Origin of the sequence: Ideonella alba (assembly GCF_018069845.1) — a bacterium.
Lineage (GTDB): Bacteria > Pseudomonadota > Gammaproteobacteria > Burkholderiales > Burkholderiaceae_C > Ideonella > Ideonella alba.
This window is the reverse complement of record NZ_JAGQDD010000001.1, coordinates 216,501-241,156: the sequence shown is the minus strand read 5'-3', so window position 1 is coordinate 241,156 and position 24,656 is coordinate 216,501. Positions and strand designations below refer to the sequence as shown.

The 24,656-nt window shown below is 69.9% G+C and carries 21 protein-coding genes; 15 read left to right on the top strand and 6 right to left on the bottom strand.

Annotated elements, in window-relative coordinates; genetic code table 11:
- The first annotated feature begins 101 nt into the window (after positions 1–101).
- The 3 genes from dnaN (at position 102) to KAK03_RS00970 (ending at position 5,958) form a co-directional block, all read left to right on the top strand.
- Entirely contained in the window at positions 102–1,229 is a 1,128-nt protein-coding gene (gene dnaN, locus KAK03_RS00980; RefSeq protein WP_210851205.1) for a DNA polymerase III subunit beta, read from the top strand.
- A 109-nt stretch (positions 1,230–1,338) separates the two neighbouring features.
- A complete protein-coding gene (gene gyrB / locus KAK03_RS00975; RefSeq protein WP_210851203.1) occupies positions 1,339–3,870 on the top strand; it encodes a DNA topoisomerase (ATP-hydrolyzing) subunit B in 2,532 nt (843 codons plus the stop codon).
- A 222-nt stretch (positions 3,871–4,092) separates the two neighbouring features.
- Positions 4,093–5,958 carry a DUF2075 domain-containing protein gene (locus tag KAK03_RS00970; protein WP_247660856.1) on the top strand — a complete coding sequence of 622 codons (1,866 nt, stop codon included), beginning with the start codon at positions 4,093–4,095 and terminating at the stop codon, positions 5,956–5,958.
- Here KAK03_RS00970 and KAK03_RS00965 read toward each other — a convergent pair.
- Positions 5,951–6,916 (bottom strand): nuclease-related domain-containing protein, encoded by a 966-nt coding sequence (locus KAK03_RS00965; protein WP_210851199.1) that lies wholly within the window; start codon positions 6,914–6,916, stop codon positions 5,951–5,953. The genes KAK03_RS00970 and KAK03_RS00965 overlap by 8 nt on opposite strands.
- Before the next feature lie 68 nt (positions 6,917–6,984).
- Entirely contained in the window at positions 6,985–7,920 is a 936-nt protein-coding gene (locus KAK03_RS00960; RefSeq protein ID WP_247660855.1) for a M14 family metallopeptidase, read from the bottom strand.
- Positions 7,921–8,047: 127 nt separating this feature from the next.
- Here KAK03_RS00960 and KAK03_RS00955 point away from each other — a divergent pair, with 127 nt between their 5' ends.
- The 4 genes from KAK03_RS00955 to KAK03_RS00940 all read left to right on the top strand — a co-directional run bounded on the left by KAK03_RS00955 (position 8,048) and on the right by KAK03_RS00940 (position 9,597).
- Entirely contained in the window at positions 8,048–8,284 is a 237-nt protein-coding gene (locus tag KAK03_RS00955) for a hypothetical protein (RefSeq protein ID WP_210851195.1), read from the top strand.
- A 428-nt stretch (positions 8,285–8,712) separates the two neighbouring features.
- The gene (locus KAK03_RS00950) at positions 8,713–8,940 is read left to right on the top strand and encodes a hypothetical protein (protein ID WP_210802571.1); all 228 of its coding nucleotides are present in this window, start codon (positions 8,713–8,715) and stop codon (positions 8,938–8,940) included.
- 31 nt (positions 8,941–8,971) lie between these two features.
- Positions 8,972–9,208 (top strand): translation initiation factor IF-1, encoded by a 237-nt coding sequence (gene infA / locus KAK03_RS00945; RefSeq protein WP_210851194.1) that lies wholly within the window; start codon positions 8,972–8,974, stop codon positions 9,206–9,208.
- A 29-nt stretch (positions 9,209–9,237) separates the two neighbouring features.
- On the top strand, positions 9,238–9,597 hold the full coding sequence (locus KAK03_RS00940) for a GFA family protein (RefSeq protein ID WP_210851191.1): 360 nt from the start codon (positions 9,238–9,240) through the stop codon (positions 9,595–9,597).
- A 1-nt stretch (position 9,598) separates the two neighbouring features.
- Here the strand turns inward: KAK03_RS00940 and KAK03_RS00935 are convergent, their stop codons facing one another.
- Entirely contained in the window at positions 9,599–10,249 is a 651-nt protein-coding gene (locus tag KAK03_RS00935) for a hypothetical protein (RefSeq protein WP_210851190.1), read from the bottom strand.
- Positions 10,250–10,265: 16 nt separating this feature from the next.
- The gene (locus KAK03_RS00930; RefSeq protein WP_210851188.1) at positions 10,266–10,898 is read right to left on the bottom strand and encodes a CHAP domain-containing protein; all 633 of its coding nucleotides are present in this window, start codon (positions 10,896–10,898) and stop codon (positions 10,266–10,268) included.
- 249 nt (positions 10,899–11,147) lie between these two features.
- On the opposite strand from KAK03_RS00930, the gene KAK03_RS00925 reads away from it, so the two are divergent.
- Positions 11,148–12,986, top strand: coding sequence for a sensor histidine kinase (locus KAK03_RS00925; protein WP_210851186.1), 1,839 nt, complete (start codon positions 11,148–11,150; stop codon positions 12,984–12,986).
- On the opposite strand, the gene KAK03_RS00920 is transcribed toward KAK03_RS00925, so the two are convergent.
- Positions 12,979–13,665, bottom strand: coding sequence for a response regulator transcription factor (locus KAK03_RS00920; protein ID WP_210851184.1), 687 nt, complete (start codon positions 13,663–13,665; stop codon positions 12,979–12,981). The two genes, KAK03_RS00925 and KAK03_RS00920, sit on opposite strands and share 8 nt — an antisense overlap.
- Before the next feature lie 101 nt (positions 13,666–13,766).
- Entirely contained in the window at positions 13,767–16,451 is a 2,685-nt protein-coding gene (locus KAK03_RS00915; protein WP_210851182.1) for a hypothetical protein, read from the bottom strand.
- A 320-nt stretch (positions 16,452–16,771) separates the two neighbouring features.
- Between KAK03_RS00915 and KAK03_RS00910 the strand changes: the two genes are divergently transcribed.
- The 7 genes from KAK03_RS00910 to atzF are packed head-to-tail and all read left to right on the top strand — an operon-like array spanning position 16,772 to position 24,653.
- Positions 16,772–17,890, top strand: coding sequence for a BMP family ABC transporter substrate-binding protein (locus KAK03_RS00910; protein ID WP_210851181.1), 1,119 nt, complete (start codon positions 16,772–16,774; stop codon positions 17,888–17,890).
- A gap of 21 nt (positions 17,891–17,911) precedes the next feature.
- Entirely contained in the window at positions 17,912–19,021 is a 1,110-nt protein-coding gene (locus tag KAK03_RS00905; RefSeq protein ID WP_210851179.1) for an ABC transporter permease, read from the top strand.
- The gene (locus KAK03_RS00900) at positions 19,018–19,938 is read left to right on the top strand and encodes an ABC transporter permease (protein WP_210851178.1); all 921 of its coding nucleotides are present in this window, start codon (positions 19,018–19,020) and stop codon (positions 19,936–19,938) included. Before KAK03_RS00905 ends, KAK03_RS00900 begins: the two co-directional genes overlap by 4 nt.
- A gap of 20 nt (positions 19,939–19,958) precedes the next feature.
- On the top strand, positions 19,959–20,642 hold the full coding sequence (gene biuH / locus KAK03_RS00895) for a biuret amidohydrolase (protein ID WP_210851176.1): 684 nt from the start codon (positions 19,959–19,961) through the stop codon (positions 20,640–20,642).
- Between the two features lie 5 nt (positions 20,643–20,647).
- Positions 20,648–22,192, top strand: coding sequence for an ABC transporter ATP-binding protein (locus KAK03_RS00890; protein ID WP_210851174.1), 1,545 nt, complete (start codon positions 20,648–20,650; stop codon positions 22,190–22,192).
- A complete protein-coding gene (locus KAK03_RS00885) occupies positions 22,189–22,857 on the top strand; it encodes a cysteine hydrolase family protein (protein WP_210851173.1) in 669 nt (222 codons plus the stop codon). Before KAK03_RS00890 ends, KAK03_RS00885 begins: the two co-directional genes overlap by 4 nt.
- Positions 22,854–24,653 carry an allophanate hydrolase gene (atzF, locus tag KAK03_RS00880; protein WP_210851171.1) on the top strand — a complete coding sequence of 600 codons (1,800 nt, stop codon included), beginning with the start codon at positions 22,854–22,856 and terminating at the stop codon, positions 24,651–24,653. The genes KAK03_RS00885 and atzF overlap by 4 nt, the downstream gene beginning before the upstream one ends.
- Positions 24,654–24,656 lie beyond the last annotated feature (3 nt).

The window sequence follows — 24,656 nt, the reverse complement described above, 5'->3', positions numbered from 1 at the left end:
GTGCGGGTGGCGCCCGCCGGGGCGCCCGAATGGCCCGAAAACAGGCGAAAATGCGCAGTTGACGCCCATCGCCCGATCCGGCTCATTCGAAAGAGGAAGACATGATTGTTCTGAAGGCCGCACAACAGCAGCTGCTCGCCGCCCTGCAATCGGTGGCCGGCATCGTGGAGCGGCGGCACACCCTGCCCATCCTGGCCAACGTGCTGGTGCGCAAGTCGGGCGAGACGATCGAGTTCACCACCTCCGACCTGGAGATTCAGGTGCGCACCAGCGCCGCGCTGGGCGGCGACGCCGGCAGCTTCAGCACCACCGTGGGCGCGCGCAAGCTGATCGACATCCTGCGCACCCTGCCGGCCGACCAGCAGGTGTCGCTCACCGCCAATGGCAACAAGCTGACGCTGCAGGGCGGCAAGAGCCGCTTCACGCTGCAGACGCTGCCCTCCGATGACTTCCCGCTGGTCAACGAGGCGGTGGACTTCGGCCCCGCCTTCAGCGTGCCGCAGAAGACGCTCAAGCACCTGATCGACCAGGTGCACTTCGCGATGGCGGTGCACGACATCCGCTACTACCTCAACGGCATCCTGTTCGTCGCCGAGGGCCGCACCCTCACGCTGGTGGCCACCGACGGCAGCCGCCTGGCGCTGGCCCAGGCGCAGCTGGAGGCCGATATCCCCAAGCAGGAAGTCATCCTGCCGCGCAAGACCGTGCTGGAGCTGATGCGCCTGCTGAAGGACGGCAAGACGGCCGAGGGCGAAGACGAAGCCCAGATCGAGATGCGCTTCGCCGGCAACCAGGCCAAGTTCAGCTTCAGCGGCATGGAGTTCGTGACCAAGCTGGTCGAGGGCAAGTACCCCGACTACAACCGCGTCATCCCCAAGAACCACAAGAACATCATCACGCTGGGCCGCGCCCCGCTGCTGGCCAGCCTGCAGCGCGCCGCCATCCTGACCAGCGAGAAGTTCAAGGGCGTGCGCGTCAACATCGACCCCGGCACGCTGCGCATTGCCTCCAGCAACGCCGAGCAGGAAGAAGCCAAGGAAGAGCTGGAAATCGACTACGACGGCCCCGCCATCGAGATCGGCTTCAACGTCACCTACCTGATGGATGCCCTGGGCAACATGGGCCAGGAGATGGTGCGGCTGGAGATGCACGACGGCAGCTCCGCCGCGCTGATCACCATTCCCGACGACAACGGCTTCAAGTACGTGGTGATGCCCATGCGAATCTGACGCCCCCCGGCGTCACCTCCCACAAGCGGGTCTGTCCTTCACCGGGCACCCGCTTGAAGCGTTTTAGACAGGCCCCGTTTTTCACGCGGGCACGTTCCCGAAAGTCCCCATGAGCGACATCACCCCCACCCCCGACGAGCAGCCCGCGCCCCAGCCCACCCCGGGTTCCGGCAGCTACGGCGCCGAGTCCATCCAGATCCTGGAAGGCCTGGAGGCGGTCCGCAAGCGCCCGGGCATGTACATCGGCGACACCAGTGACGGCACCGGCCTGCACCACCTGGTCTTCGAGGTGGTGGACAACTCCATCGACGAGGCGCTGGCCGGCCACTGCGACGACATCGTCGTGACCATCCACACCGACAACTCGATCAGCGTGGTGGACAACGGCCGCGGCATCCCCACCGGCGTGAAGATGGACGACAAGCACGAGCCCAAGCGCAGTGCCGCCGAGATCGCGCTGACCGAGCTGCATGCCGGCGGCAAGTTCAACCAGAACAGCTACAAGGTGTCTGGCGGCCTGCACGGCGTGGGCGTGAGCTGCGTGAACGGCCTGTCGAAGTGGCTGCGCCTGACGGTGCGCCGCGACGGCAAGGTGCACCAGATCGACTTCAAGCAGGGCGTGCCGCAGGACCGCGTGATCGAAGTGGTGGACGGCGTGGAGACCAGCCCCATGCGCATCGTCGGCGAGACCGAGAAGCGCGGCACCGAGGTGCACTTCCTGCCCGACACCGAGATCTTCAAAGAGAACAACGAGTACCACTACGACATCCTGGCCAAGCGCCTGCGCGAGCTGAGCTTCCTGAACAACGGCGTGAAGATCCGCCTGGTGGATGAGCGCAACGGCGGCAAGGAAGACAACTTCGCCTATGCCGGCGGCGTGAAGGGCTTCGTCGAGTTCGTGAACAAGGGCAAGAAGATCCTGCACCCCAACATCTTCCACGCCATGGGCGACAAGCTCAGCGACCAGGGCACCAACGTGGGTGTGGAAGTGGCGATGCAGTGGAACGACTCCTTCAGCGAGAGCGTGCTGTGCTTCACCAACAACATCCCGCAGCGTGACGGCGGCACCCACCTGACCGGCCTGCGCGCCGCGATGACCCGCGTCATCAACAAGTACATCGACGACAACGAGATCGCCAAGAAGGCCAAGGTCGAGATCACCGGCGACGACATGCGCGAAGGCCTGGCCTGCGTGGTCAGCGTCAAGGTGCCCGAGCCCAAGTTCAGCAGCCAGACCAAGGACAAGCTGGTCAGCTCGGAAGTGCGCGCGCCGGTGGAGGACATCGTCAGCCGCCTGCTGACCGACTGGCTGCTGGAGAACCCCACCGACGCCAAGACCATCTGCGGCAAGATCGTTGACGCCGCCCGCGCCCGCGACGCTGCCCGCAAGGCCCGCGAGATGACCCGCCGCAAGGGCGTGCTCGACGGCATGGGCCTGCCCGGCAAGCTGGCCGACTGCCAGGAGAAGGACCCCGCGCTGTGCGAGATCTACATCGTGGAGGGCGACTCGGCCGGCGGCAGCGCCAAGCAGGGCCGCGACCGGAAGTTCCAGGCCATCCTGCCGCTGCGCGGCAAGATCCTGAACGTCGAGAAGGCGCGCTACGAGAAGCTGCTCAGCAGCAATGAAATCCTGACCCTGATCACCGCGCTGGGCACCGGCATCGGCAAGGGCATGGGCGGTGATGACTTCAACCCCGACAAGCTGCGCTACCACCGCATCATCATCATGACCGACGCGGACGTGGACGGCGCCCACATCCGCACCCTGCTGCTGACCTTCTTCTACCGCCAGATGCCCGAGCTGGTGGAGCGCGGCCACATCTACATCGCCCAGCCGCCGCTGTACAAGGTCAAGCACGGCAAGCAGGAGCAGTACCTGAAGGACGCCGCCGCGCTGGACGACTACCTGCTGAAGGTGGCCATCGACAGCGCCGCCATCGACCCCGGCAACGGCAGCCCCATCCTGAACGGCGAGGCCCTGGCCGAGAAGGCCCAGGCCTACGTCAAGGCCACCAACGTGATCGACCGCCTGAGCGCCTGGATGGACGTGGAAGCCCTGCGCGCCATCAGCGACGGCCTGACGCTGGACCTGGACAGCACCACCGCCGCCGAACAAAGCGCCATCGCCCTGAAGGCCGCGCTTCACGACGCCGAGGTGGAAGCCGTGTTCGACGAGCGCACCGACAAGCACCTGCTGCGCATCAGCCGCCGCCACCACGGCAACATCAAGAGCAGCATCATCAGCCCCGACTTCATCCACGGCGCCGACTACGATGCCCTGGCTACCGCCGGCCGCACCTTCAAGGGCCTGCTGGGCCCCAACGCCACCGTCAAGCGCGGCGAAGGCGAGAAGGCCAAGGAAAGCAAGTGCGGCGCCGACTTCCGCGCCGCCATGGCCTGGCTGATGGGCCAGGCCGAAAGCAGCGTGGGCCGCCAGCGCTACAAGGGCCTGGGCGAAATGAACCCCGGCCAGCTCTGGGAAACCACCATGGACCCCACCGTGCGCCGCCTGCTGCGCGTGCAGATCGAAGACGCGATCGAGGCCGACAAGGTGTTCACGATGCTGATGGGGGATGAGGTGGAGCCGCGGAGGGACTTCATTGAGACGAATGCGTTGAGGGCGGCGAATATCGACGCGTGACAATCGTTGGCTCGCGTACGCCGAGCTGAGTGCCGCGTTTGCTGGTTGACTAGGGCCCCGATTGGGGCCCTACTTCTTGGGTAAGCTCTTTAGGGAGGGGAGCCGAAGTTGTCACGAGCGCACTACCAGCGACCGATTTCCGAGTTTCTCGCTGACTCCGACGAAGAGGTACTTGGTCATCTGACCCAAGGGAGCAGCTTCGCGGTCGAGTCCACCCAGCGGATGGCATGGCTGGAGCAGATGCGCATCCTGCGCGCGGCGCTGCCGACCTATGCTGCTAGGGGCAACATCTACTTCGAGTACGTACTCCCCCGGCTGGGACGGCGAATCGATGCGGTTCTGGTCGTTGATCAGGTTGTCTTCGTTTTGGAATTCAAGGCGGGAGAGATAGAGTTCAAAGCGGCGGCTTTGGACCAGGTATGGGACTATGCGCTCGATCTCAAAAACTTCCACGAGACCTCGCACGACAAGGTCATCGTGCCCATCCTGATCGCCACTCGTTCAGACTGGACTGAAACCATCCTGCCACCGGCAGATGCTGACAGCGTCCTAAGGCCGGTGCGCGCATCCGTCCAAGGCCTCCCGGGCATTCTGAAATTAGCATTGCACCAGCTACCGGGAAAGCCCATCTTCGCCAAGGCCTGGGAGCAAGGACGATACAGCCCTACACCGACTATCGTTGAAGCGGCCAAAGCACTCTACGGCGGTCATTCAGTCAGCGACATCTCGCGCAATGACGCTGGTGCTACGAACCTTTCCATTACGTCCAGCTACCTGAGCGAAGTAATCGCGGACGCCAGATCGAGCAAGAAAAAGGTCGTCTGCCTGCTGACCGGCGTGCCGGGCGCTGGCAAGACCTTGGTTGGCTTGGACATCGCTGCGAAACACATTGACAAGCTGGATGACCTCCACAGCGTGTTCCTGTCGGGCAATGGTCCACTGGTAGCTATCCTGCGTGAGGCTCTTGTACGTGACAAGGTGGATCGCGAACGAATTGCAGGTCGCAAGCTGACTAAGTCCCACGCACGAAGATCTGTAGAGGTATTCATCCAAAATGTGCACCACTTTCGAGATGAATGTCTGCAGGACACCGCCCAACCTCCGACTGAGCACGTGGCCATCTTCGACGAGGCCCAGCGGGCATGGGACAGGGAGCAAACCACAAGATTCATGGCCCGAAAGAGTAACCACAGCCAGTTCAATATGTCAGAACCTGTGTTCTTACTGTCATGCATGGACCGGCACAAGGACTGGGCAGTGGTGATTTGCCTGATTGGCGGCGGCCAGGAGATCAATACAGGCGAGGCGGGAATATCCGAATGGATAAATGCACTGACAAATAACTTTCATGGTTGGCGCATCCACATGTCGTCGAGGTTGCAGGACAGCGAATACGGCGCGGGAGCCGCGGTATCAGCTGCTGCAGCATTGCCCACGACAAAATTCACTGATGCACTGCACCTAAACGTGTCGCTGCGGTCATTCCGGGCCGAGAGGGTTTCCGATTTCGTCAAGCAGTTGCTTGATATTGAAGAGGCGGCGGCTGCCGCATCGCTCGAGAAACTACTGCCTCGATTTCCATTAGTTGTGACCCGGGATCTAGATCGCGCTAGAGAATGGCTAAGAGGCAAGGCGCGCGGCACAGAGCGGTATGGGCTGGTTGTTTCATCACAAGCGCAGCGGCTGAAGCCGCATGCAATCGATGTCCGGGCGCCTGTTGAGCCGGTAAACTGGTTTCTTGGGTCGAAGGACGATGTCCGGTCCTCATACTATCTTGAGGACGTAGCCACCGAGTTCCAGGTGCAAGGTCTTGAGCTAGATTGGGTTGGTGTCGTCTGGGATGCAGACTTCAGATTCAATGGGTGCGAGTGGGACCCTTGGTCTTTCGTAGGTGACCGCTGGCAGAGAATCCGCAAGAGTGACCGGCGGACCTACTTGAAAAACGCCTACAGGGTTTTGCTAACCCGCGCTAGACAGGGGATGGTCATCGTCGTACCCCCGGGCAGTTCACGCGACCACACACGCATCCCTAGCTACTACGACTCAACTTTCCAGTACCTCCAGCGAGTCGGGATCCCACTCATTTGAATGGCGCTTGGTGTTCGCGGCAATATTGAAAACCGCCGAACCGTGCCTCATTGCCCCAGCAGAACTTCCCCTCAGAGAAGGTGATTTTCTGACGGCAGGTGATGCACACAAGCTTCTTGCGCAATTCCTCGGGCGGAGCTGATGATTGGATTCTTGCTGGTGCATCCACCGCGGCAGGAACAACAGCAGCCCGATGTATCCCAACTCGCTTCGACACGGGAAAATCCTTGGGCTTCATGAAGTCTGGCAAATCCAATGGGTCGGTCGGGCGATGCTGCCGCGCCAGTTTCTCGGCCCACTCCTTAGTTGTTTGCGGACTATGCACATTCAAGAGACCTGCAAATGCACTAACGACGCCAATCGTTCGATCAGAGTGAGACTGGTACCAAGAACCAATCTGGTCCGCTTTAAACACATCATCGGTATCAAACTTCATTTTTTCCGGTCGCGTGATGATGGACTTGGGGTGCAGCAGAACGGCATGGAAGAACTCTGCCTTCATCCCCATTCGACCGGTGATCTCCAGCTTTTCCAGTAGCTTCGACAGGATGCGCTCATGCCGTCGGCTCTGCTCAAGAGGCGACTCCACGCCAAAAGTCCGCTCACCCGAATAGCTGACCGTGAACTCCCCTCTATCATTAATTTGCACGTTGCCGTTGAAGCACTTGGTTTCAAGCAGATAGAACTTCATCATCCGGTTGATGATGAGGTGATCTATCTGGGCCACCTCGCCTTCCACCGAAATTCTTAGGTCGTGCAGAACCGCATTGTTTTCACTGTCCTTGAAATGGCTGTCAATGTAGAACGCAGCGTCCCGTTCTCCCTGTATGCCACGCTTGAGTCGCATCAGCTCGTCGCGCAGCCAATCCCTCTGCCTTGCGTCCAACATCGGGGACTTCTGCAAGTCGGTGAGCAATCCAATGCGCTTCGATTTGTCGTCGGCACTCTTAACGATCATGGGCCTACTCTGTTCAGACGATGTTCACGCCATTCTGCCGGGTAGCCACCAGCGACCTTGATGCCGCCTCATTCCCCAACCAACACCCCCACCGCCGCATTCACCGCCACCCTCTGCGCCTCATTGCACTCCGCCACGCTCGTTCGTGCACTGTCCGGATAAACCTCCGTGGTGGTCACGAACCGCGCCCCCGTCATCCCCCCGCACAGGCCCAGCGCCCGCTTGGCATAGGCGATGACGCCGGGCCGCAGCATCGGTGAGCCGATGAGCCGGCCGCTGTCGTCGGGCTCGGCGATGTGGGTGACCTGGCGCACGGCGTTGATCACCGCTTCCTGGAAGTCTAGTTCGGGCCGGTCGGTGTCGGCCACCAGGTAGAAGCCGTCGGGGATGGGGTGGAGGTCGGGTTGCTTGCCGTCGCGGGCGGCCTTGGCGGGTTCGAACTCGCTGTTGTCGGTGTCGGTGGTTTCGTGCAGGTCGATGTGCAGGTCCACGCGTGGGGCGTGGCGGGCCACGCAGGCCAGGGCCCAGGCGGCTTCGGGGACGGGGCTGTCGGGGCGGAAGTTGCGGTTGGGGTCCAGCGCGGCGGGGTTCCAGCGGTTGATGGTTTCGTAGCCCCAGGGGCTGATGCAGGGCAGCAGCAGGATGTTGACCTGCGCGGCGTGGCGCGCAAAGTCCTGCGCCAGCCAGCGCAGTGCGCCTTGCACGCCGCTGGTCTCGTAGCCGTGCACGCCACCGGTGACCAGCACGGTGGGGCGGTCGTCACGCCAGACTTTGCTGCGCACGGCGCGCAACGGATAGCGCGGCAGGCCCAGCGCGCTGTGGTCCAGCGTGCCGCAGTCCAGCAGTTCAGCCTCGGGCGGCAGGTGGGCCTGCAGCGGGGCCAGCACCTCGTCGGCGTAGCTGCGGCGCAGCGGCTGGCGGGCCAGCCAGGCGGCGCGCTCGGCGGCGCCCCAAGGGGTGCCGGGGGTGCCAATGGGATAGGGCGATGGTGGGGTCAGGCTCAACAGGGCACTCCGGTGGTCGGCGATGGCGCACAGCATAGTGGCGCGTGACTCTTCTGCGCCACGCCGGCGGCTGGCCTGCCGGGCTTTGGGGTAAGGTGGGGCTGTTCACCCACCCTGGAGCCGCCCGATGGCCAAGCCCAACTACTCGTTCGAGAAGCGCCAACGCGAGCTGGCCAAGAAGCAGAAGAAGGAAGACAAGGCCCAGCGCAAGGCGTCCCGCGGGACCGAGGGCACGGTCGGCGCCGCCGGCGCCGAGGTGCTGGGCGATGACCGCGACGCGCCGGAAGGCGACGCGGGTGGCGACACCGGCGGGGATGCCGGTGGCGATTCGGGTGGCGGTGACGGCGGTGGCGGCGGCGACTGAGTCCCGCACCGCACGGCACCCGCCCGAACGGCCCCCAACCGCCCCCAACCACCCCCAAGGGCCCCCTCCAGCCCTGGCCCATTGCTGCCCGCACTCGCCTGAGTCGGCTTTGCTACAATACCGGGTGGTCGCTGCGCTTTCGCTTTCCTGAGCAGCACCCCGAGGCCCGCGCACCGCAGTGCATCACTGCAACAGCGCGCCGCCCCGCAGGCCCTGGCGCCATCCCGGCCCCCTGCACCACCAGGCAAGCACGTCTGGCTCATCGACCCTGTCGGGCGCTCACTGCAGCGTCCTTCGTGACAGCAGGGTCCTGAACTGAACACCCGCCGCCAGCCCCCTAGAAAACGGGTGGCCTGGAGCCCCGGCGAACCACGGCAGGCCGCCGCGCGCAGTACGCACCGCCTGTCCAGTCACGATAATCACAAGACATGTCTCTCCAGTCTCTTTCGGTGGGTCGCTTCCTGCTGTCCACCGTCACCCGCCGCACCGATTGCGGCCAGTTCGCCGCCTCGCTGTCCATCCGCAGCGGCAGCGGCACGGGCACCCACGACCGGGTGTTCCGCTTCATCCCCCTGTTCCCGTCCCGGCGCGCCGCCCAGCGCTATGCGCTGGCCCAGGGCCGCGAGTACCTCGCCCTGCCCGCCCTGCCCGCCTGACCCCCTCACACCGCAACCAAGGAAGCCCCACATGGCCAAGGAAGAACTGATTGAAATGCGTGGCAAGGTCGACGAAGTCCTGCCCGACTCGCGCTTTCGCGTGACGCTGGACAACGGCCATCAGCTGATCGCCTACGCCGGCGGCAAGATGCGCAAGCACAGCATCCGCGTGCTGGCCGGCGACACCGTGTCGCTGGAGCTGTCGCCCTACGACCTGAACAAGGGCCGGATCACCTTCCGGCACCTGGCGCCGCGCAACAACGGCTGAGTCCGTGACGGCCGCCCGCTGACCGGCCCATGACCCATCCGCTGCGCACCTACCGCGGCAGCTGCCATTGCGGCGCCATCCGCTTCGAGGTCGACACCGACCTGCCGGAGTTGACGATGTGCGACTGCTCGATGTGCAAGCGCCGCAACGCGCTGATGGTCAAGGTGCATGAGTCGCGGTGGCGGCTGCTGGCCGGCGCCGAGTCGCTGGCCGAATACCAGTTCCACACCCACACCGCCCGGCACTTCTTCTGCCGGGTGTGCGGCATCTACCCGTTTCACCGCAAGCGGGTGACGCCGGACTTCCTGGGCATCAACGTGCACTGCCTGGACGACATCGACCTCACGGGCGTGCCCGTGCGCCAGGCGGTGGGCGCGGCGATGCCCTGAGTCAGCCGCCGCCGGCCAGGTCGGTCATGCCGCCGGGCAGCGGCTGGATGCCCGCCAGTGGCTGCACCACCTGGCTGACGAAACGCGCCAGGCTCGCGTCGTCGTCCGTGCCGCCCATCGACACCTCGAACACCGCGCGTCCATCGGGCAGTTGCCAGTGCTCGGCGGCGATGTCATTGTCGAAGCGGTGCCGCACCATCTGGCTGTACGCCAGCGGCGTGTGCTCCACCCAGGATGCCGGCAGTACCTGCACCGCCAGGGCATCGTCCACCGTCAGGCTCATCGACAGGGCACGCATGGGCGCATGGCCCAGCCACGAGACGTCCACCTCGAACTTCAGCTCGGCGCGGTGCGCCAGGCGGGGCGGCCAGTGGGCCACGGCGGCGGGCCAGGGGTCGGGGCCGCGCAGCTTGAGCATCACCTCGGGCTTCTCCTGACCCTCCTTCACGAAGATGCGTTCGCGACCAATCAGGCGGTAGCCAGAGGGCAAGCCCGCGGGCTGCGCCATGCGCAGAAAGCCCACACGCGCCTGCTGTGTCTTGCGCGGATTCAGGCCCAGCCGCTGGGCCACGGCGGCCAGATCGGTGGGCCCGCCCTGCGCGGTGTCCCAACGAACGGCGTACTCGGCGCTGTGCACGGTGGTGTCGCTCATCAGCGGCTCTCCTCGTTCAGGCCAGCAACCACGGCCGGCACACCAAGCTGGACCACTCGGGGTGGGCCGCCGAGTGGAAGCGGCGGAACAGCTCGACGTCGGTCTCGGCGATGCCGCTGTGCACGCGCGCGCCAGGTGGCGCGGGCAGGCGGTGGTTGTCCACCGCGCAATGGATCATCCGGGTGGCCGGGCCGTCCTGGCCGGGGCCGGCCAGGACCTCGGTGATCAGGGCCACGTGGCCGTGGTCGGCGCCGGGGTTGGGGCCGTAGACCAGCAGGTCGCCCGGGCGGCCCAGGAAGTCGCGGCCGGTGCTGACGGTGCGCATGCGCTGCTGCGCGCCGCGCGCGTCCCGGTGGATCCACGCGGTGTTGCGGTCGTGGCGCGCCTCGCCCAGGATCCACCACACCAGGCCCGAGCAGTCGCAGGCGGGCATCGGGCCCAGCGTCCAGGGGTCGATGCCCAGCTGGTGGGCCAGCGCGCGGGCCTTGTCGACCTGCTCGCCCTGGCCCTTGGCCAGGTCAATGCGGTCCTGGCCCGAGGGCGTGGGGCTGCCCGGGTCGCGGCCGCCCTGGCCCAGGAAGTACAGCGTGGGCAGCAGCAGGGCGGAGCGGGCGCGGGTGATCAGTCGGTCGGCGGCGGCAAAGGGCATGGGGGGCGGATGGGCGGGTGATGGACGGGCCGTGGCCAATGGGTCACGACCAATCGGTCGAGCGGAACCGGCAGCGGCAACCGATTGTTCGCGGTGCTCGTGACTGCCACGTCATCCGAATTGAGGAGGCAGCGGGGCCCCTCAGCCGTTCGGCCCATTCCTCAGGCGGGCGTTCCGCGCCATCATCCGCGAGCGCGGTGGGCGCGCCGGCGGGCTGGGGATGGCCTGTCGCCGAGGGAGTACAAGAACATGCGGTACCTGATGCGGTGGGTGGGCCTGTGCCTGCTCGGGGGATGGTGGCTGGGCTGGGCGCCGCCGGTGCTGGCCGGGCCCGACGACGACGGCGTGCAGACGTTGCGCGCCGCGCAGGTGCTGCTCAGCACCGATGACACCCGGCCCGCGGCCGACGATGCCCGCTGGCAGCCCGATGCGCTGCCGGCCTACCGGGCGGCGCCGGCGGCGTGGTTCCGGGTGGAGTTCACGGTGGCCGACCGCGCGCCCTCGCACGCGCTGTACCTGCCCTACCTGTACGGCGGCGGCTCGATCTGGCTGAACGGCCACCACATCGCCGAGGTCAACCGCACCGCCCCCGGCCTGCGCGTGCGCTGGGAGCGGCCCCACCTGCTGCTGCTGCCGCCCCAGCTGCTGCGCAACGGCCGCAATGAGCTGATGATCCACGCCTCGGCCGCGCACTACCCGCCCAAGACCATCCTGCCGCGCCTGCGCATCGGGCCGGTGCAGGCGCTGCAGACGGCCTACGAGTGGCGTTCCTTCGTGACGCGGGCGATGCCGGTGATCGCCATTGCGCTGTGCCTGGCCGGCGGCTCGGTGGCGCTGTTCGTCTGGTGGCGGCGGCGCTCGGAGGTGGTGTACGGCTACTTCGGCATGGCGGCGCTGTCCTGGGCGTTTCGCTCCACCACCTTCACGATCGACACCTGGCGCGACGACCTGTGGGACCTGTGGCGCCTGCTGTACTACGTGGGCACCGGCGGCCTGGTGATCGGGCTGTGCCTGCTGGCGCTGCACCAGGCGGGCTGGCTGCGGCCGGGGCTGCGCCGCGCGCTGCTGACCTACTGGGCGCTCGGGCCCATCGCCTACCTGGTGGGCACCGATCGCCTGGCCGACGGGGTCTGGGTGACCGGCCTGCTGCCGCTGGGCGGCGTGGCGCTGGTGGCGGCCATCGCGGGCGCTTTCAAGCGGCGCAACGTCGCCAGCACCACGATCGCGCTGACGCTGCTGATGACCTTCGTGGCCGGCGCCCACGACCTGCTGCTGGCACGCGACTCGGCGCTGCTGCTGCAGACGCTGCCCGAGTGGTCGGCGCACCGCTTCTTCCTGCTGCACCATGCCGCCACCCTGATGCTGGCGGTGATGGGCGCCACGCTGGCCGAGCGCTTCGTGCGCTCGCTGCATGCGTTGGAGCGGGTGAACGCCACGCTGGAGGCGCGGGTGCAGGCGCGCGAGCACGAGATCGCCCAGAGCTACCAGCGCATCGCCACGCTCGAGGCCGCGCGCGCCGCCGCCGACGAGCGCCAGCGCATCATGCAGGAGCTGCACGACGGCCTGGGCTCGCAGCTCTTCGCCGGGCTGGCGCAGGCCGAGCGGGGCGACCTGAGCGGCGAGCAGATGGCCAGCCTGCTGCGCGACTCGATCGCCGAGATGCGCCTGGCCATCGACGCACTGACCTCGGGCCAGGACGACTTCCGCGCGGTTTTCGGCAACTTCCGCTACCGCTGGGAGCCGCGCCTGCGCGATTTCGGCGTGCAGGGCCAGTGGGTGTTCGACCTGCCCGAGGCGCTGCCGCCGATCGAGCCGCACGCCGCGCTGCAGCTGCTGCGCATCGCGCAGGAGTCGCTGACCAACGTGATCAAGCATGCCCGCGCCCGCACGGTGGAGGTGCGCCTGGCGCTGCGCGGGCGCCACCTGCAGCTGACGGTGCAGGACGACGGCCGCGGCCTGGATGAGTCGGGCCGCAGCGGCCATGGGCTGCGCAACATGCGCGCCCGCGCGCAGCGGCTGGGGGCCGAGCTGCAGATTGGTGGGGGTCCGGGCGGCACGCGCGTGGCGCTGGAGCTGCCGGTCACCTGATCAGGCCCAGCTGGCGCGCCTCGAAGACCGCCTCGGTCTTGTTGTGCGCGCCCAGCTTGCCGTACACGCCGCGCACATGGGTGCGCACAGTGGACACCGCCACACCCAGCTGCGCCGCCACCTCCACATAGGTCAGGCCCTTGGCCACCAGGTCCAGCACCTCGGCCTCCTTGGCGGTGAGCGGCTCGATCTCGGGCGGGTGCGCCGCGGCGGCGGCGGGCCGGTGGCGCTCGGTATCGCCCTGCCAGCGCCGCAGCATCTGCCGCGCGATCAGCGGCGAGATCGGCGAGCCGCCGGCGTGCAGGTGCTGCACATGCTCGACCAGCTCGCGGTCAGAGCCGTCCTTCAGCAGGTAGCCCGAGGCGCCGGCCTCGAAGGCCTGCAGCATGTGGCGCTCGTCGGCGAACATCGTCACCACCATCAGCTGGCAGTCGGGCTGCAGGCGGTGGCAGGCGGTGACCACGTCCACGCCGTCGCAGTCGGGCAGGCCCAGGTCCACCAGCATCACGTCGGCCCGGTGCTGGCGCATCCAGGCCACGGCCTCGGCGCCGGTGCCGAACTGGCCCACCAGCGCGAAGGCGGCCGTGGCCTGGATGGCCTGGCTCAGGCGCTGGCGGATCGCGGGGTCGTCTTCGACCAGCGCAACCCGGATCGGGCGGACGGGGTCATCGGTGGGCATCAAGGGCTCTCGGGTCAAGCGCTGGCGGGGCCCGCGCAGGGTAGCCATGTTGGCGCAACCAGCGCCGCACGCTTCGTCAAAACTGACGACGCACAGGCCCCTCAGGCCAGCACCTGGGCCTGTTCGCCCCACTGCAGCAGCGGCTGGAAGCCCGGCGGCACCGGCAGTCCGGCCAGCGGCGCCATGGCCGCGGCGAAGCCCACCAGCGGCCAGGCCACGGGCTCGTCGGCCGCGCCGCCCAGGCCGATCGCCAGCCAGGTCTCGCTGGCCAGGGCCACCGGCGCCAGCGCCTGCTGCATGCGCTGCAGCAGCGGGTCCAGCGCGGCGCGCGCGGCGGCCGGGTCCAGCGGCGCCGGCAGGCCGTCCAGCGCCTGCTGGGCCTGGCGCGCCAGGGCCTGCAGCCGCGACGGCGCCAGCACCGTGGCGGCCAGGCGCTGGGCGATCAGGTACTGGCGCGTGCCGCGGTCGGCCAGGCCACCGCTGTGGGTGGCCACGATGTTCACCCGCGGGGCCTCGGCGGCCACGCGGGCGCGGTCTACATAGCGTTCGGGAAAGCGGCGCAGCCAGGCCAAAAGCGCATCGTCATCGGGACCACCCGCCAGGTCGCGCAGGTCGGCCACCGGGTCGTCCGAGAACAGCGCGTCGCGCGCGTAGCGGCGGGCAAAGATCGGCAGCAGCGCGGCCAGGGCCACGCGGTCCACCGCCAGCGGGGGCTGATCGGCGAAGCGCTGCCACTGCGCGGGCGCCAGGTGCAGCGGCCAGGCCAGGCGCAGGCCGCGCCAGTCGGCGCTGTCCAGCTCGGCCGGGCTCAGGCCCAGCCAGTGGCCCAGGTCACGCCGCGGCACCACCCCCGCCTGCGCCAGGTCGTCCAGCAGGGCCTGCACGCGCTGGCGCGTGGCGCGGCCCTCGCGCTCGGCCACGAAGCCGCCGTCCAGACCCACCGCCAGGCGCGGTGCGGCGCCCGGGGCGTCGGTCAGCAGCGCCAGCTGCACACCCAGATGCGCGCTGCGCTGCTTCCAGCGGTGGGCGATGGCGGTCTCGACCTCGGCCTCGGCGCGCCCGCCGATCAGCTCGCCGCTGCCCAGCGCGGTGCGGATCTGCAGGCTGCGCGACCAGCGGCTGTGGCTGCCGATCTGGCCGTCGGGCAGGTCCAGGCTCACGCGCTGCTCGCTCAGCGACTGCGCGCTGGCCTGCAGCCAGCCCTGGGCGCCCAGCAGGCTGCCGTCGGCGCGGGCGGCCTCCAGCAGCGGGCCCAGGCGCGCCAGCCGGCCGCTGCACAGCGCCGCCTGCAGCTGCTGCGCCACGGCGCTGGGCGGCGTGTGCAGCGCAAAGCGCAGCGAGACCATGGCCTCGTCCGCGCGCTGCTGCTGCCAGCGGCCGGCCAGCGTCAGCGCCAGCCGCTGGCGTTGCGCCTGCTGCAAGGCGGTCTGCAGGCGCTGGCGCTGCGCGGCGTAGCGCTGCAGCGCCTCGCGCGCGAGCGCCAGCGCCTGTGCCGCATCGGCCACCTCGGGCAGCGGGTCGAACTGCGCGCCCAGCGCGCCCAGGCGGGCCAGGAAGGCGTCGCGCAGGGGCGCGCTGTGGGCCTGCCAGGCGGTGCTCAGGGCCTGCAGCGCGTCCTGCAGCTGCGCTTGCGCCAAGGCGGTGGCGCCCTCCACCAGCGCCGGCAGGCGCGCGGCCGGGACCGGCAGACGCTGCAGCAGCGGTTGCAGCAGCGGCGGCAGACGGGCGGGGTCCAGCGCCTGATCGGCCAGCAGCTCGGGCAGCGCCTGGTCCAGCGCCTGGGCCAGGTCGTCGCGCACCTGGGCCAGCGCGGCGGGGGGGCCGTCCACGGCCTGCGCCACCAGCGCCTCCAGCCGCGCCGCCACCGCCTGGCCGGGGCGCACCAGGCGGTCCAGCAACGCCGCCTCGACCGCGCCGCTGGCCCGCTGCAGCGCCTGTTCGGCCTGTGCGGCCAGATCGGACAGGTCGGCGCTGGCCGACAGCGTCAGCGCCGCATCGCGCTGGCGGGTGCGCAGGTCGTGCAGCGCCACCGCCAGCACGGGCGTGCCGTCGTCCGCGGTCTGGGGCGTCACCGACAACTGCCACTGGGTGTCGCGCTGGGCGCGCAGCGTGCCGGACAGGCCCAGCGACAGGCCCAGGCGCGCCGAGGCGCCGTCCAGCGCCAGCTGCCAGCCCACGGCATCCCAGGCGCCGCGCAGCTGCAGGCCCAGCTGCGCCTGCCCGTCCCACGCCAGCTGCAGGCCCAGCCAGTGCGGGTCCTGGGCGCAGGCGGCCAGGGCGGCCAGGTCCTGCGGCCAGGCGCCGTGCGCCAGCAGCTCGGCCAGGGCCGCCCCCAGCGGCACGGCCGGGTCCAGCGCCTGTTGCCAGCGCAGCGCCAGCTGCTGGGTCCAGGCGGCATCGGCCGCCACGGCCAGCACCGAGGCCGCGGCGTGGCCGCCGGCCTGCGCGTGCAGGTCCAGCCGCACGGCCAGCTCGATCGGCACGCGGCCATCGGCGCGCGGCGGGCTGTCCAGGCGGCTCAAGCTGAGCTGTGCGTCGGCGGCCGCTGCGGCGGACCAAGCGCCACCGGCCAGCGCCGCGGGCGCGGTCTGGCGCTCGGTGGACAGCAGCGGCAGCGCCAGCGCGGGTGCGCCGGGCTGCAGCTCCTGCACCGGCTGCAGCAGCGCGTGCCAGGGCGCGTCGGGGTCCAGCCGGGCCAGCGCCTCGGGCAGCACCTGGTCCGGATGGGCCAGCCAGTGCGGCAGGCTCTGCAGCACCTGCGCAGACAGTTGAAGCGGCGACGGCATGGCATGGGTCTCCCGCACCCGGAGGACCCGTGCCGGCGGCGCGATCCGATCCGACTGCGCCACCAGTCTAGGGCGCGAGCAGCTCCGGGATGGGCCCTACATCAGGGGATGGCCCGGGGGCCGGGGGGGACCCGTTTTCGGTGCATCGCGCCAGCCGATGGGTGCGCTCGGGGGCCCGCACCGCACTGCGCCAGTGCATCGACGGTGGCCTTTGGGCCGGCACAGGCTGGTCCGTGGCTTGCTTGTATACCGACCTGGACACCAAGCTGAGCACCGCCAACCGGCGGCGCCGGAGCGCAACACACCTCAGGAGTGCACAGATGACGCGTTCGCAATGGAATCGCCGCGAGTGGCTGCAGAACCTCGGTGCCGCCGGCGCCGGCCTGGCCACCGCCGGCTGGAGCGGCCTGGCCGCGGCGCAGAAGCCGCTGAGCGTGGGCTTCATCTACGTCGGCCCACGCGACGACTACGGCTACAACCAGGCCCACGCCGAGGCCGCCGCCATGGTCAAGAAGATGCCCGGCATCAAGGTGGTCGAGGAGGAGAACGTGCCCGAGACCAACGCGGTGCAGAAGACCATGCAGGGCATGATCGCGCAGGACGGCGCGTCGCTGCTGTTCCCCACCTCCTTCGGCTACTTCGACCCGCACATCCTGGCGCTGGCGCCCAAGTTCCCCGACGTGCGATTCGCCCACTGCGGCGGCCTGTGGAACGAGGCCAAGCACCCGAAGAACGCCGGCAGCTTCTTCGGCTACATCGACGAGTGCCAGTACCTCAACGGCGTGGTGGCCGGCCATGTCACCAAGAGCAAGAAGCTGGGCTTCATCGCCGCCAAGCCGATCCCGCAGGTGCTGCGCAACATCAACGCCTTCACGATGGGCGCGCGCAGCGTGAACCCGGAGATCACCACCACGGTGATCTTCACCGGCGACTGGAGCATGCCGGTCAAGGAAGCCGAGGCCACCAACAGCCTGGCCGACCAGGGCATCGATGTGTTCACCATGCATGTGGACGGCCCCAAGGTGATCGTCGAGACCGCGGCCAAGCGCGGCAAGTTCGTCTGCGGCTACCACGCCAGCCAGGCCAAGCTGGCGCCCCAGGCCTACCTGACCGGCGCCGAGTGGAACTGGATCACCGCCTACAAGACCATCATCGAGGCCGCGCAGGCCGGCAAGCCGCACCCGAACTTCGTGCGCGGCGGCCTGAAGGACGGCTTCGTCAAGAGCAGCGCCTACGGCCCCGCGGTGCCCGAGGGCGCGCGCAAGCAGGCCGAGAGCGTGCGCGCCGCGATGCTCAAGGGCAGCTTCGACATCTTCAAGGGCGGCCTGAAGGACAACACCGGCAAGCTGGTGATCCCGGCGGGCAAGACCTTCAAGCAGACCGACCTCGAACTCGAAGGCATGAACTACCTGGTCGAAGGCGTGATCGGCAAGGTCTGATCGCCACGCGCAGGCCACGCCATGTCCACGCCCCGCTGGCACGCCCCCGTCGAGAGCCTGCTGCTGCCCGCGCTGGCACTGGGCGGTGCGCTGCTGATGTTCGGCGCCTTCGTCCGCCTGGGCGGCAGTGACCCGGTCGAGGCCTGGGCGCTGCTGTTCAAGGGCGCGTTCGGCGACGCCTTCAGCTGGCAGAACACGCTGCAGCGCGCCGCGCCGCTGATGCTCACCGCGCTGGCGGTGGCGCTGCCGGCGCAGGCCGGGCTGATCGTCATCGGCGGCGAGGGCGCGCTGGTGCTGGGCGCGCTGGCCTGTGCCGGCCTGCCCTACCTGTTCGCACCGCCCGGTGGTCTGCTCGGCCAGGCGCTGGTGATGGGCGCCGGCGCCCTGGCCGGTGCGGCCTGGGTGGCGCTGTCGGGGGCGCTGCGGCAGTGGCGCGGCGTCAACGAGACCATCTCCAGCCTGCTGCTGTCCTACATCGCGATCGCCCTCTTCAAGCACCTGGTCGAGGGCCCGATGCGCGACCCGGCCAGCCTGAACAAACCCTCCACGCTGCCGCTGCCAGAAGCACTGCGCATCGGGCCGATCATGGGCGAGCAGGCCTTCTCGTCCTGGCTGGGTGATGTGCACTGGGGCCTGGCCGCCGGCGCGCTGCTGTGCGTGGCGGCGGGCGTGTGGCTGAGCTTCAGCGCCTCGGGCTTTGCGCTGCGGGTGGTGGGCGGCAATGCCCGCACCGCGCGCCTGGTGGGCCTGCCGACGAATGCGCTGGTGCTGCTGGGCTGTGCGCTGGGCGGCGCCTGCGCGGGCCTGGCCGGCGCGATCGAGGTGGCCGCGGTGCACACCGCGGCGAATGCCTCGGTGATCGCCGGCCTGGGCTACACCGGCATCCTGGTCAGCTTCGTGGCGCGCCACAACCCCTGGGCGATCCCGCCGGTGGCGGTGCTGTTCGGCGGCTTCGGCGCGGCGGGCAGCCTGCTGCAGCGCCGGCTGGACCTGCCCGATGCGTCGGTGCTGGTGCTGCAGGGCTTTGCCTTCGTCTTCATCCTGGCCGCCGAGGCGCTGCGCGGCCGGCTGTTCAGCGTGATCCGCGCCCGGCCGCGTCCGGCGGCGCCAGCTGTCCCGGAGGCGGCATGACCGACGGTGCCATCGGCGATCTGCTGCTGGCCGTGGTCGGCGGCGCGGTGCGGGTGGGCACGCCCTTCCTGTTTGTCAGCCTGGGCGAGTGCCTGACCGAGAAGAGCGGCCGCATCAACCTGGGCCTGGAAGGCGTGCTGGTGTTCAGCGCCATGGCGGGTTTCGGTGGCGCCTACCTGAGTGGCTCGCCCTGGCTGGGCGTGCTGCTGGCCGGCTGTTGCGGCGCGCTGCTGGCGCTGCTGCACGGCCTGCTGTGCTCGCTGCCGCGGGTGTCGGACATCGCCACCGGCATCGCGCTGATGCTGCTGGGCTCGGGCCTGGCCTTCTACCTGGGCAAGCCGCTGATCCAGCCGCAGGCGCCGCAGATCCCGTCGCTGCCGCTGGGCGCCTGGAGCGACTCGCCCGCGGTGCAGTCGGCGCTGGCGATCAATGCGCTGTTCCCGCTGGGCGTGGCGCTGGCGGCGCTGCTGGCCTGGGGCCTGGGCCACACCCGCTGGGGCCTGGTGGTGCGCATGGCGGGCGATTCCAGCGACGCGGCGCGCGCGCTGGGCTACTCGGTCAATGGCGTGCGCATTGCCGCCACCACCGCCGGCGGCTTCATCGCCGGGCTGGGCGGCGCCTCGCTGTCGCTGTACTACCCGGGCAGCTGGAACGAAGGCCTGTCCAGCGGCCAGGGTCTGATCGCGGTGGCGCTGGTGATCTTCGCCCGCTGGCACCCCTGGCGCTGCCTGGGCGCGGCGCTGCTGTTCGGTGGTGCCGGCGCCGTCGGCCCGGCGCTGCAGAGCGTGGGCATCAGCGGCGGCTACTACCTGTTCAACGCCATGCCCTATGTGCTGACGCTGGCCATTCTGGTGGCCACCTGCTCGCCCAGCCGCACGCTCAAGGGCGCGCCGGCCGAGCTGGGTGTCTCGCGCTGACCTGAAAGGACGACCCGACCATGCCCACCATCCGCTCCATGCCCTATGCCTGGCCCTATGACGGCCAGGTCACGCCGCAGAACACCGCGCTGGTGATCATCGACATGCAGACTGACTTCTGCGGCGTCGGCGGCTATGTGGACAAGATGGGCTACGACCTGTCGATGACGCGCGCACCGATCGAGCCCCTGCAGCGCCTGCTGGCCGAGGCCCGCCGCACCGGCCTGCACGTGATCCACACCCGCGAGGGCCACCGCCCCGACCTGTCCGACCTGCCGGCCAACAAGCGCTGGCGCAGCCAGGCCATCGGCGCCGGCATCGGCGATGTCGGCCCCTGCGGCCGCATCCTGGTGCGCGGTGAACCCGGCTGGGACATCATCCCCGAGCTCTACCCGATCGACGGCGAGCCCATCATCGACAAGCCCGGCAAGGGCAGCTTCTGCGCCACCGACCTGGAACTGATCCTGCACACCCGCGGCATCCGCAACCTGATCCTCACCGGCATCACCACCGACGTGTGCGTGCACACCACGATGCGCGAGGCCAACGACCGCGGCTTCGAGTGCGTGATGCTGTCCGACTGCACCGGCGCCACCGACTGCGGCAACCACGAGGCCGCGCTGAAGATGATCCAGATGCAGGGCGGCGTGTTCGGCGCGGTGTCCGACTCGGCCGCGGTGCTCGAGCTGCTGGCCGGCTGGTGAGCGCGATGACCGCGCTGTCGCTGCAGACCTTCGAGCTGGGCAAGCGCTTCGGCAGCTTCACCGCGCTGCAGGGCGTGAGCCTGGCGGTGCGGCCCGGCACCGTGCACGCGCTGCTGGGCGAGAACGGCGCGGGCAAGAGCACGCTGGTCAAGTGCATCGTCGGCTACCAGCGGCCCGACGAGGGCGCGGTGCTGGTGGACGGCCGCGAGCAGGACATCCACTCGCCCACGGTGGCGCGCGACCTGGGCCTGGGCATGGTCTACCAGCACTTCACGGTGGTGCCGGGCATGACGGTGGCCGAAAACCTGCTGCTGGCGCGCGGCCGGCTGCCCATGCGCATCGACTGGCGCAGCGCCCGCGCCGAGCTGGAGGCCTTTCTGCAGACCACGCCGTTCCGCCTGCCGCTGGACGCCACACCGCTGGACCTGTCGGCCGGCGAGAAGCAGAAGCTCGAGATCCTCAAGCAGCTGTTCCTCAAGCCGCGCCTGCTGATCCTGGACGAACCCACCTCGGTGCTGACGCCGCAGGAGGCCGACGAGGTGCTGGGCGCGCTGCGCGAGCAGGCCCGCTCGGGCGCCTGCTCGGTGCTGATGATCACCCACAAGTTCCGCGAGGTGATGGCCCACGCCGACGACGTCAGCGTGCTGCGCCGCGGCCGCCTGGTGCACAGCGGCGCGGTGGCCGACACCACGCCCGCCGCGCTGGCCGAGGCGATGGTGGGCGAAGCCCAGGGCGCGCTGACCGTGGGCGAGCGCAGCGACCGGCTGGAGCAGCCGCCGGGCGAAACCAAGCTGGCGATCAATGCACTGGTGGTGATGGGCGACCGCGGCGAGCCCGCGGTGCGCGGTCTGGACCTGCAGGTGCGCCGCGGCGAGATCGTCGGCGTGGCCGGCGTCAGCGGCAACGGCCAGCGCGAGCTGATGCAGGCGCTGACCGGCCAGCGCGCGCGCCTGTCGGGCCGGGTGCAGGTGGACGGCCGCGCCTTTGGCGCGCGCCGCGCCGAGAACCGCCACCACCGCGTGCGCAGCCTGCCTGAGGAGCCACTGGCCAATGCCTGCGTCGGCGCACTGAGCGTGGCGCAGAACATGGCGCTGCGCCACTTCGACGAGCGGCCCTGGTCGCGCGCCGGCTGGGTGCGCTGGGGCGCGCTGCGCGCGCGGGCGCGTCAGTGGATCGCCGAGTATGGCGTCAAGACCCAGGGCGAGCGCGCGGCCATCCGCACGCTCTCGGGCGGCAATGTGCAGCGCGCGGTGCTGGCGCGTGAACTGGATGGCCAGGCCGAGCTGCTGCTGGTCAGCAACCCGGTCTTCGGCCTGGACTTCGCCGCGGTGGCCGAGATCCACGGCCGGCTGATGGCGGCGCGCAACCGCGGCGCCGCGGTGCTGCTGGTGAGCGAGGACCTGGACGAGCTGCTGTCGCTGGCCGACCGCATCGTGGTGATGAGCGAGGGCCGTGTCGTCCACGACACGCCGGCGCGCAGCGCCAGCCGCCAGTCGCTGGGCGCCTACATGGGCGGACGTGCCCATGGCCCGCAGGAGACGCACGCATGATCCGCCTGGCCGCCACGCCCTTCGAGTACCCGTTCGAGCTGGCGCACACCGCGCTGGTGATCATCGACATGCAGCGCGACTTCGTCGAGCCCGGCGGCTTTGGCGAGTCGCTGGGCAACGACGTCACGCGCCTGCAGGCCATCGTGCCCACGGTGCGCCGCGTGCTGGACGCCTGGCGCGCCGCCGGCGGCCGCGTGCTGCACACGCGCGAGGCGCATGCGCCGGATCTGTCCGACTGCCCGCCCGCCAAGCGCCTGCGCGGCGCGCCCACGCTGCGCATCGGCGACATCGGGCCGATGGGTCGCATCCTGGTGGCTGGCGAGCCCGGCAACCAGATCATTCCCGAGCTGGCGCCGCGGCCCGGCGAGTGGGTGATCGACAAGCCCGGCAAGGGCATGTTCTGCGGCACCCAGGTCGATGCGCTGCTGCGCGGCCACGGCATCAGCCACCTGGTCTTCATGGGTGTGACCACCGAGGTCTGCGTGCAGACCTCGATGCGCGAGGCCAACGACCGCGGCTATGACTGCCTGGTGGTGGAAGACGGCACCGAGAGCTACTTCCCCGCCTTCAAGGCGGCCACGCTGGCGATGCTGACCGCGCAGGGCGCGATCGTCGGCTGGAGCGCGCCATCGGCCACCCTGATCGACGCGCTGAGCCCCCCATGAACCGCCCCCTGCACACCATCGCCGACTGGCGCCGCGCCTACGACGAGGGCGCCGAGCCGCTGCCGCTGTACGGCGCGCTGCTGGCCCGGCTGTCGGCCCAGGACCCGGCCTGGATCACCCGCGCCAGCTGCGCCGTGATCGAGGCCCAGCTGGCCGCGCTGCCGCCGCGCAGCGCCGCGTTGCCGCTGTGGGGCGTGCCCTTCGCGGTGAAGGACAACATCGACGTGGCGGGCCTGCCCACCACCGCCGCCTGCCCGGCCTTCGCGCACGAGCCCGCCGCCAGCGCCACCTGCGTGCAGCGGCTGCAGCAGGCCGGCGCGGTGTGCATCGGCAAGACCAACCTGGACCAGTTCGCCACCGGCCTGGTGGGCACCCGCTCGCCCTATGGCGCGGTGCCCAACAGCTTCGATCCGGCGTTTGTCAGCGGCGGCTCCAGCTCGGGCTCGGCGTCGGTGGTGGCGCGCGGCCTGGTGCCCTTCGCGCTGGGCACCGACACCGCCGGTTCGGGCCGCGTGCCGGCCGGCTTCAACCACCTGGTGGGCCTGAAGCCCTCGCCCGGGCGCGTGCCCATGGCCGGCGTGCTGCCGGCCTGCCGCACGCTGGACGTGGTCAGCGTCTTTGCGCTGACCGTGGCCGACGCCGCCGAGGTGATGGCCTGGATCGAGGGCGCCGACGACGAACCGCGCTTCGCCTGGCCCGCGCTGCAGCCCCCCTGGCTGGGCGGCGCGCGCCCCGCGCTGCGCCTGGGCGTGCCCGACCGCCCCGGCTGCGACAGCGCGCTGGGCTGGGACCGCGCGTTCGACGACGCGCTGGCGCGCGCGCGCAGCCTGGGCGCCGAGACCGTGCCGCTGGACTTCGGCCCGCTGTTCGAGGTGGCCGAGCTGCTCTACGACGGCCCCTGGGTGGCCGAGCGCCACAGCGTGGTGGCCGACCTGATGGCGCGCCAGCCCGAGGCCCTGGACCCCACGGTGGCCGCGGTGATCGGCGCCGCCACCCGCTACAGCGCCGACGACGCCTTCCTGGGCCGCTACCGGCTGGAGGAGCTGCGAGCCCGCCTGGCACCGCTGTGGCAGCAGGTGGATGCGCTGCTGGTGCCCACCGCGCCCACCTGCCCCACGCTGGCCGCGGTGGCGGCCGAGCCGGTGCGGCGCAACAGCGAGCTGGGCCGCTACACCAACTTCGTCAACCTGCTGGGCTGGTCGGCGCTGGCGCTGCCCGCGGTGCTGCCCGAGGACGGCGGCCTGCCGTTTGGCGTCACGCTGATCGGTCCGGGCGGCGCCGATGCCGCGCTGGTCGACTGGGGCCTGCGCTGGGAGGCCGCCGGCCCGGCGCCGCTGGGTGCCCGGCTGCGCCCGGCCCGCGCCGAGGACCGCGCGCCGGGCCGCCGCCCGCAGGCCGCGCCCACGCTGGCGCTGGCGGTGGTGGGGGCGCACCTGCAGGGCCTGCCGCTGCACGGCCAGCTGGTCGAGCGCGGCGCACGCCTGCTGGCGCGCACCACCACGGCCGCACGCTACCGCCTGCATGCGCTGCCGGGCAGCACGCCGCCCAAGCCCGGGCTGGCGCGCGTGGCCGAGGAGCAGCCCGGCCATGCGATCGCGCTGGAGGTCTACGAGCTGCCGCAGGCGGCGCTCGGCTCCTTCCTGGCGCTGATCCCGCCGCCGCTGGGCCTGGGCAATGTCGAGCTGGCCGACGGCCGCTGGGTCAAGGGCTTCATCTGCGAGGGCGCCGCGCTGCAGGGCGCGCCCGACATCAGCGCCTTCGGCGGCTGGCGCGCCTACCTGGCGCAGGGGCGCTGAGGC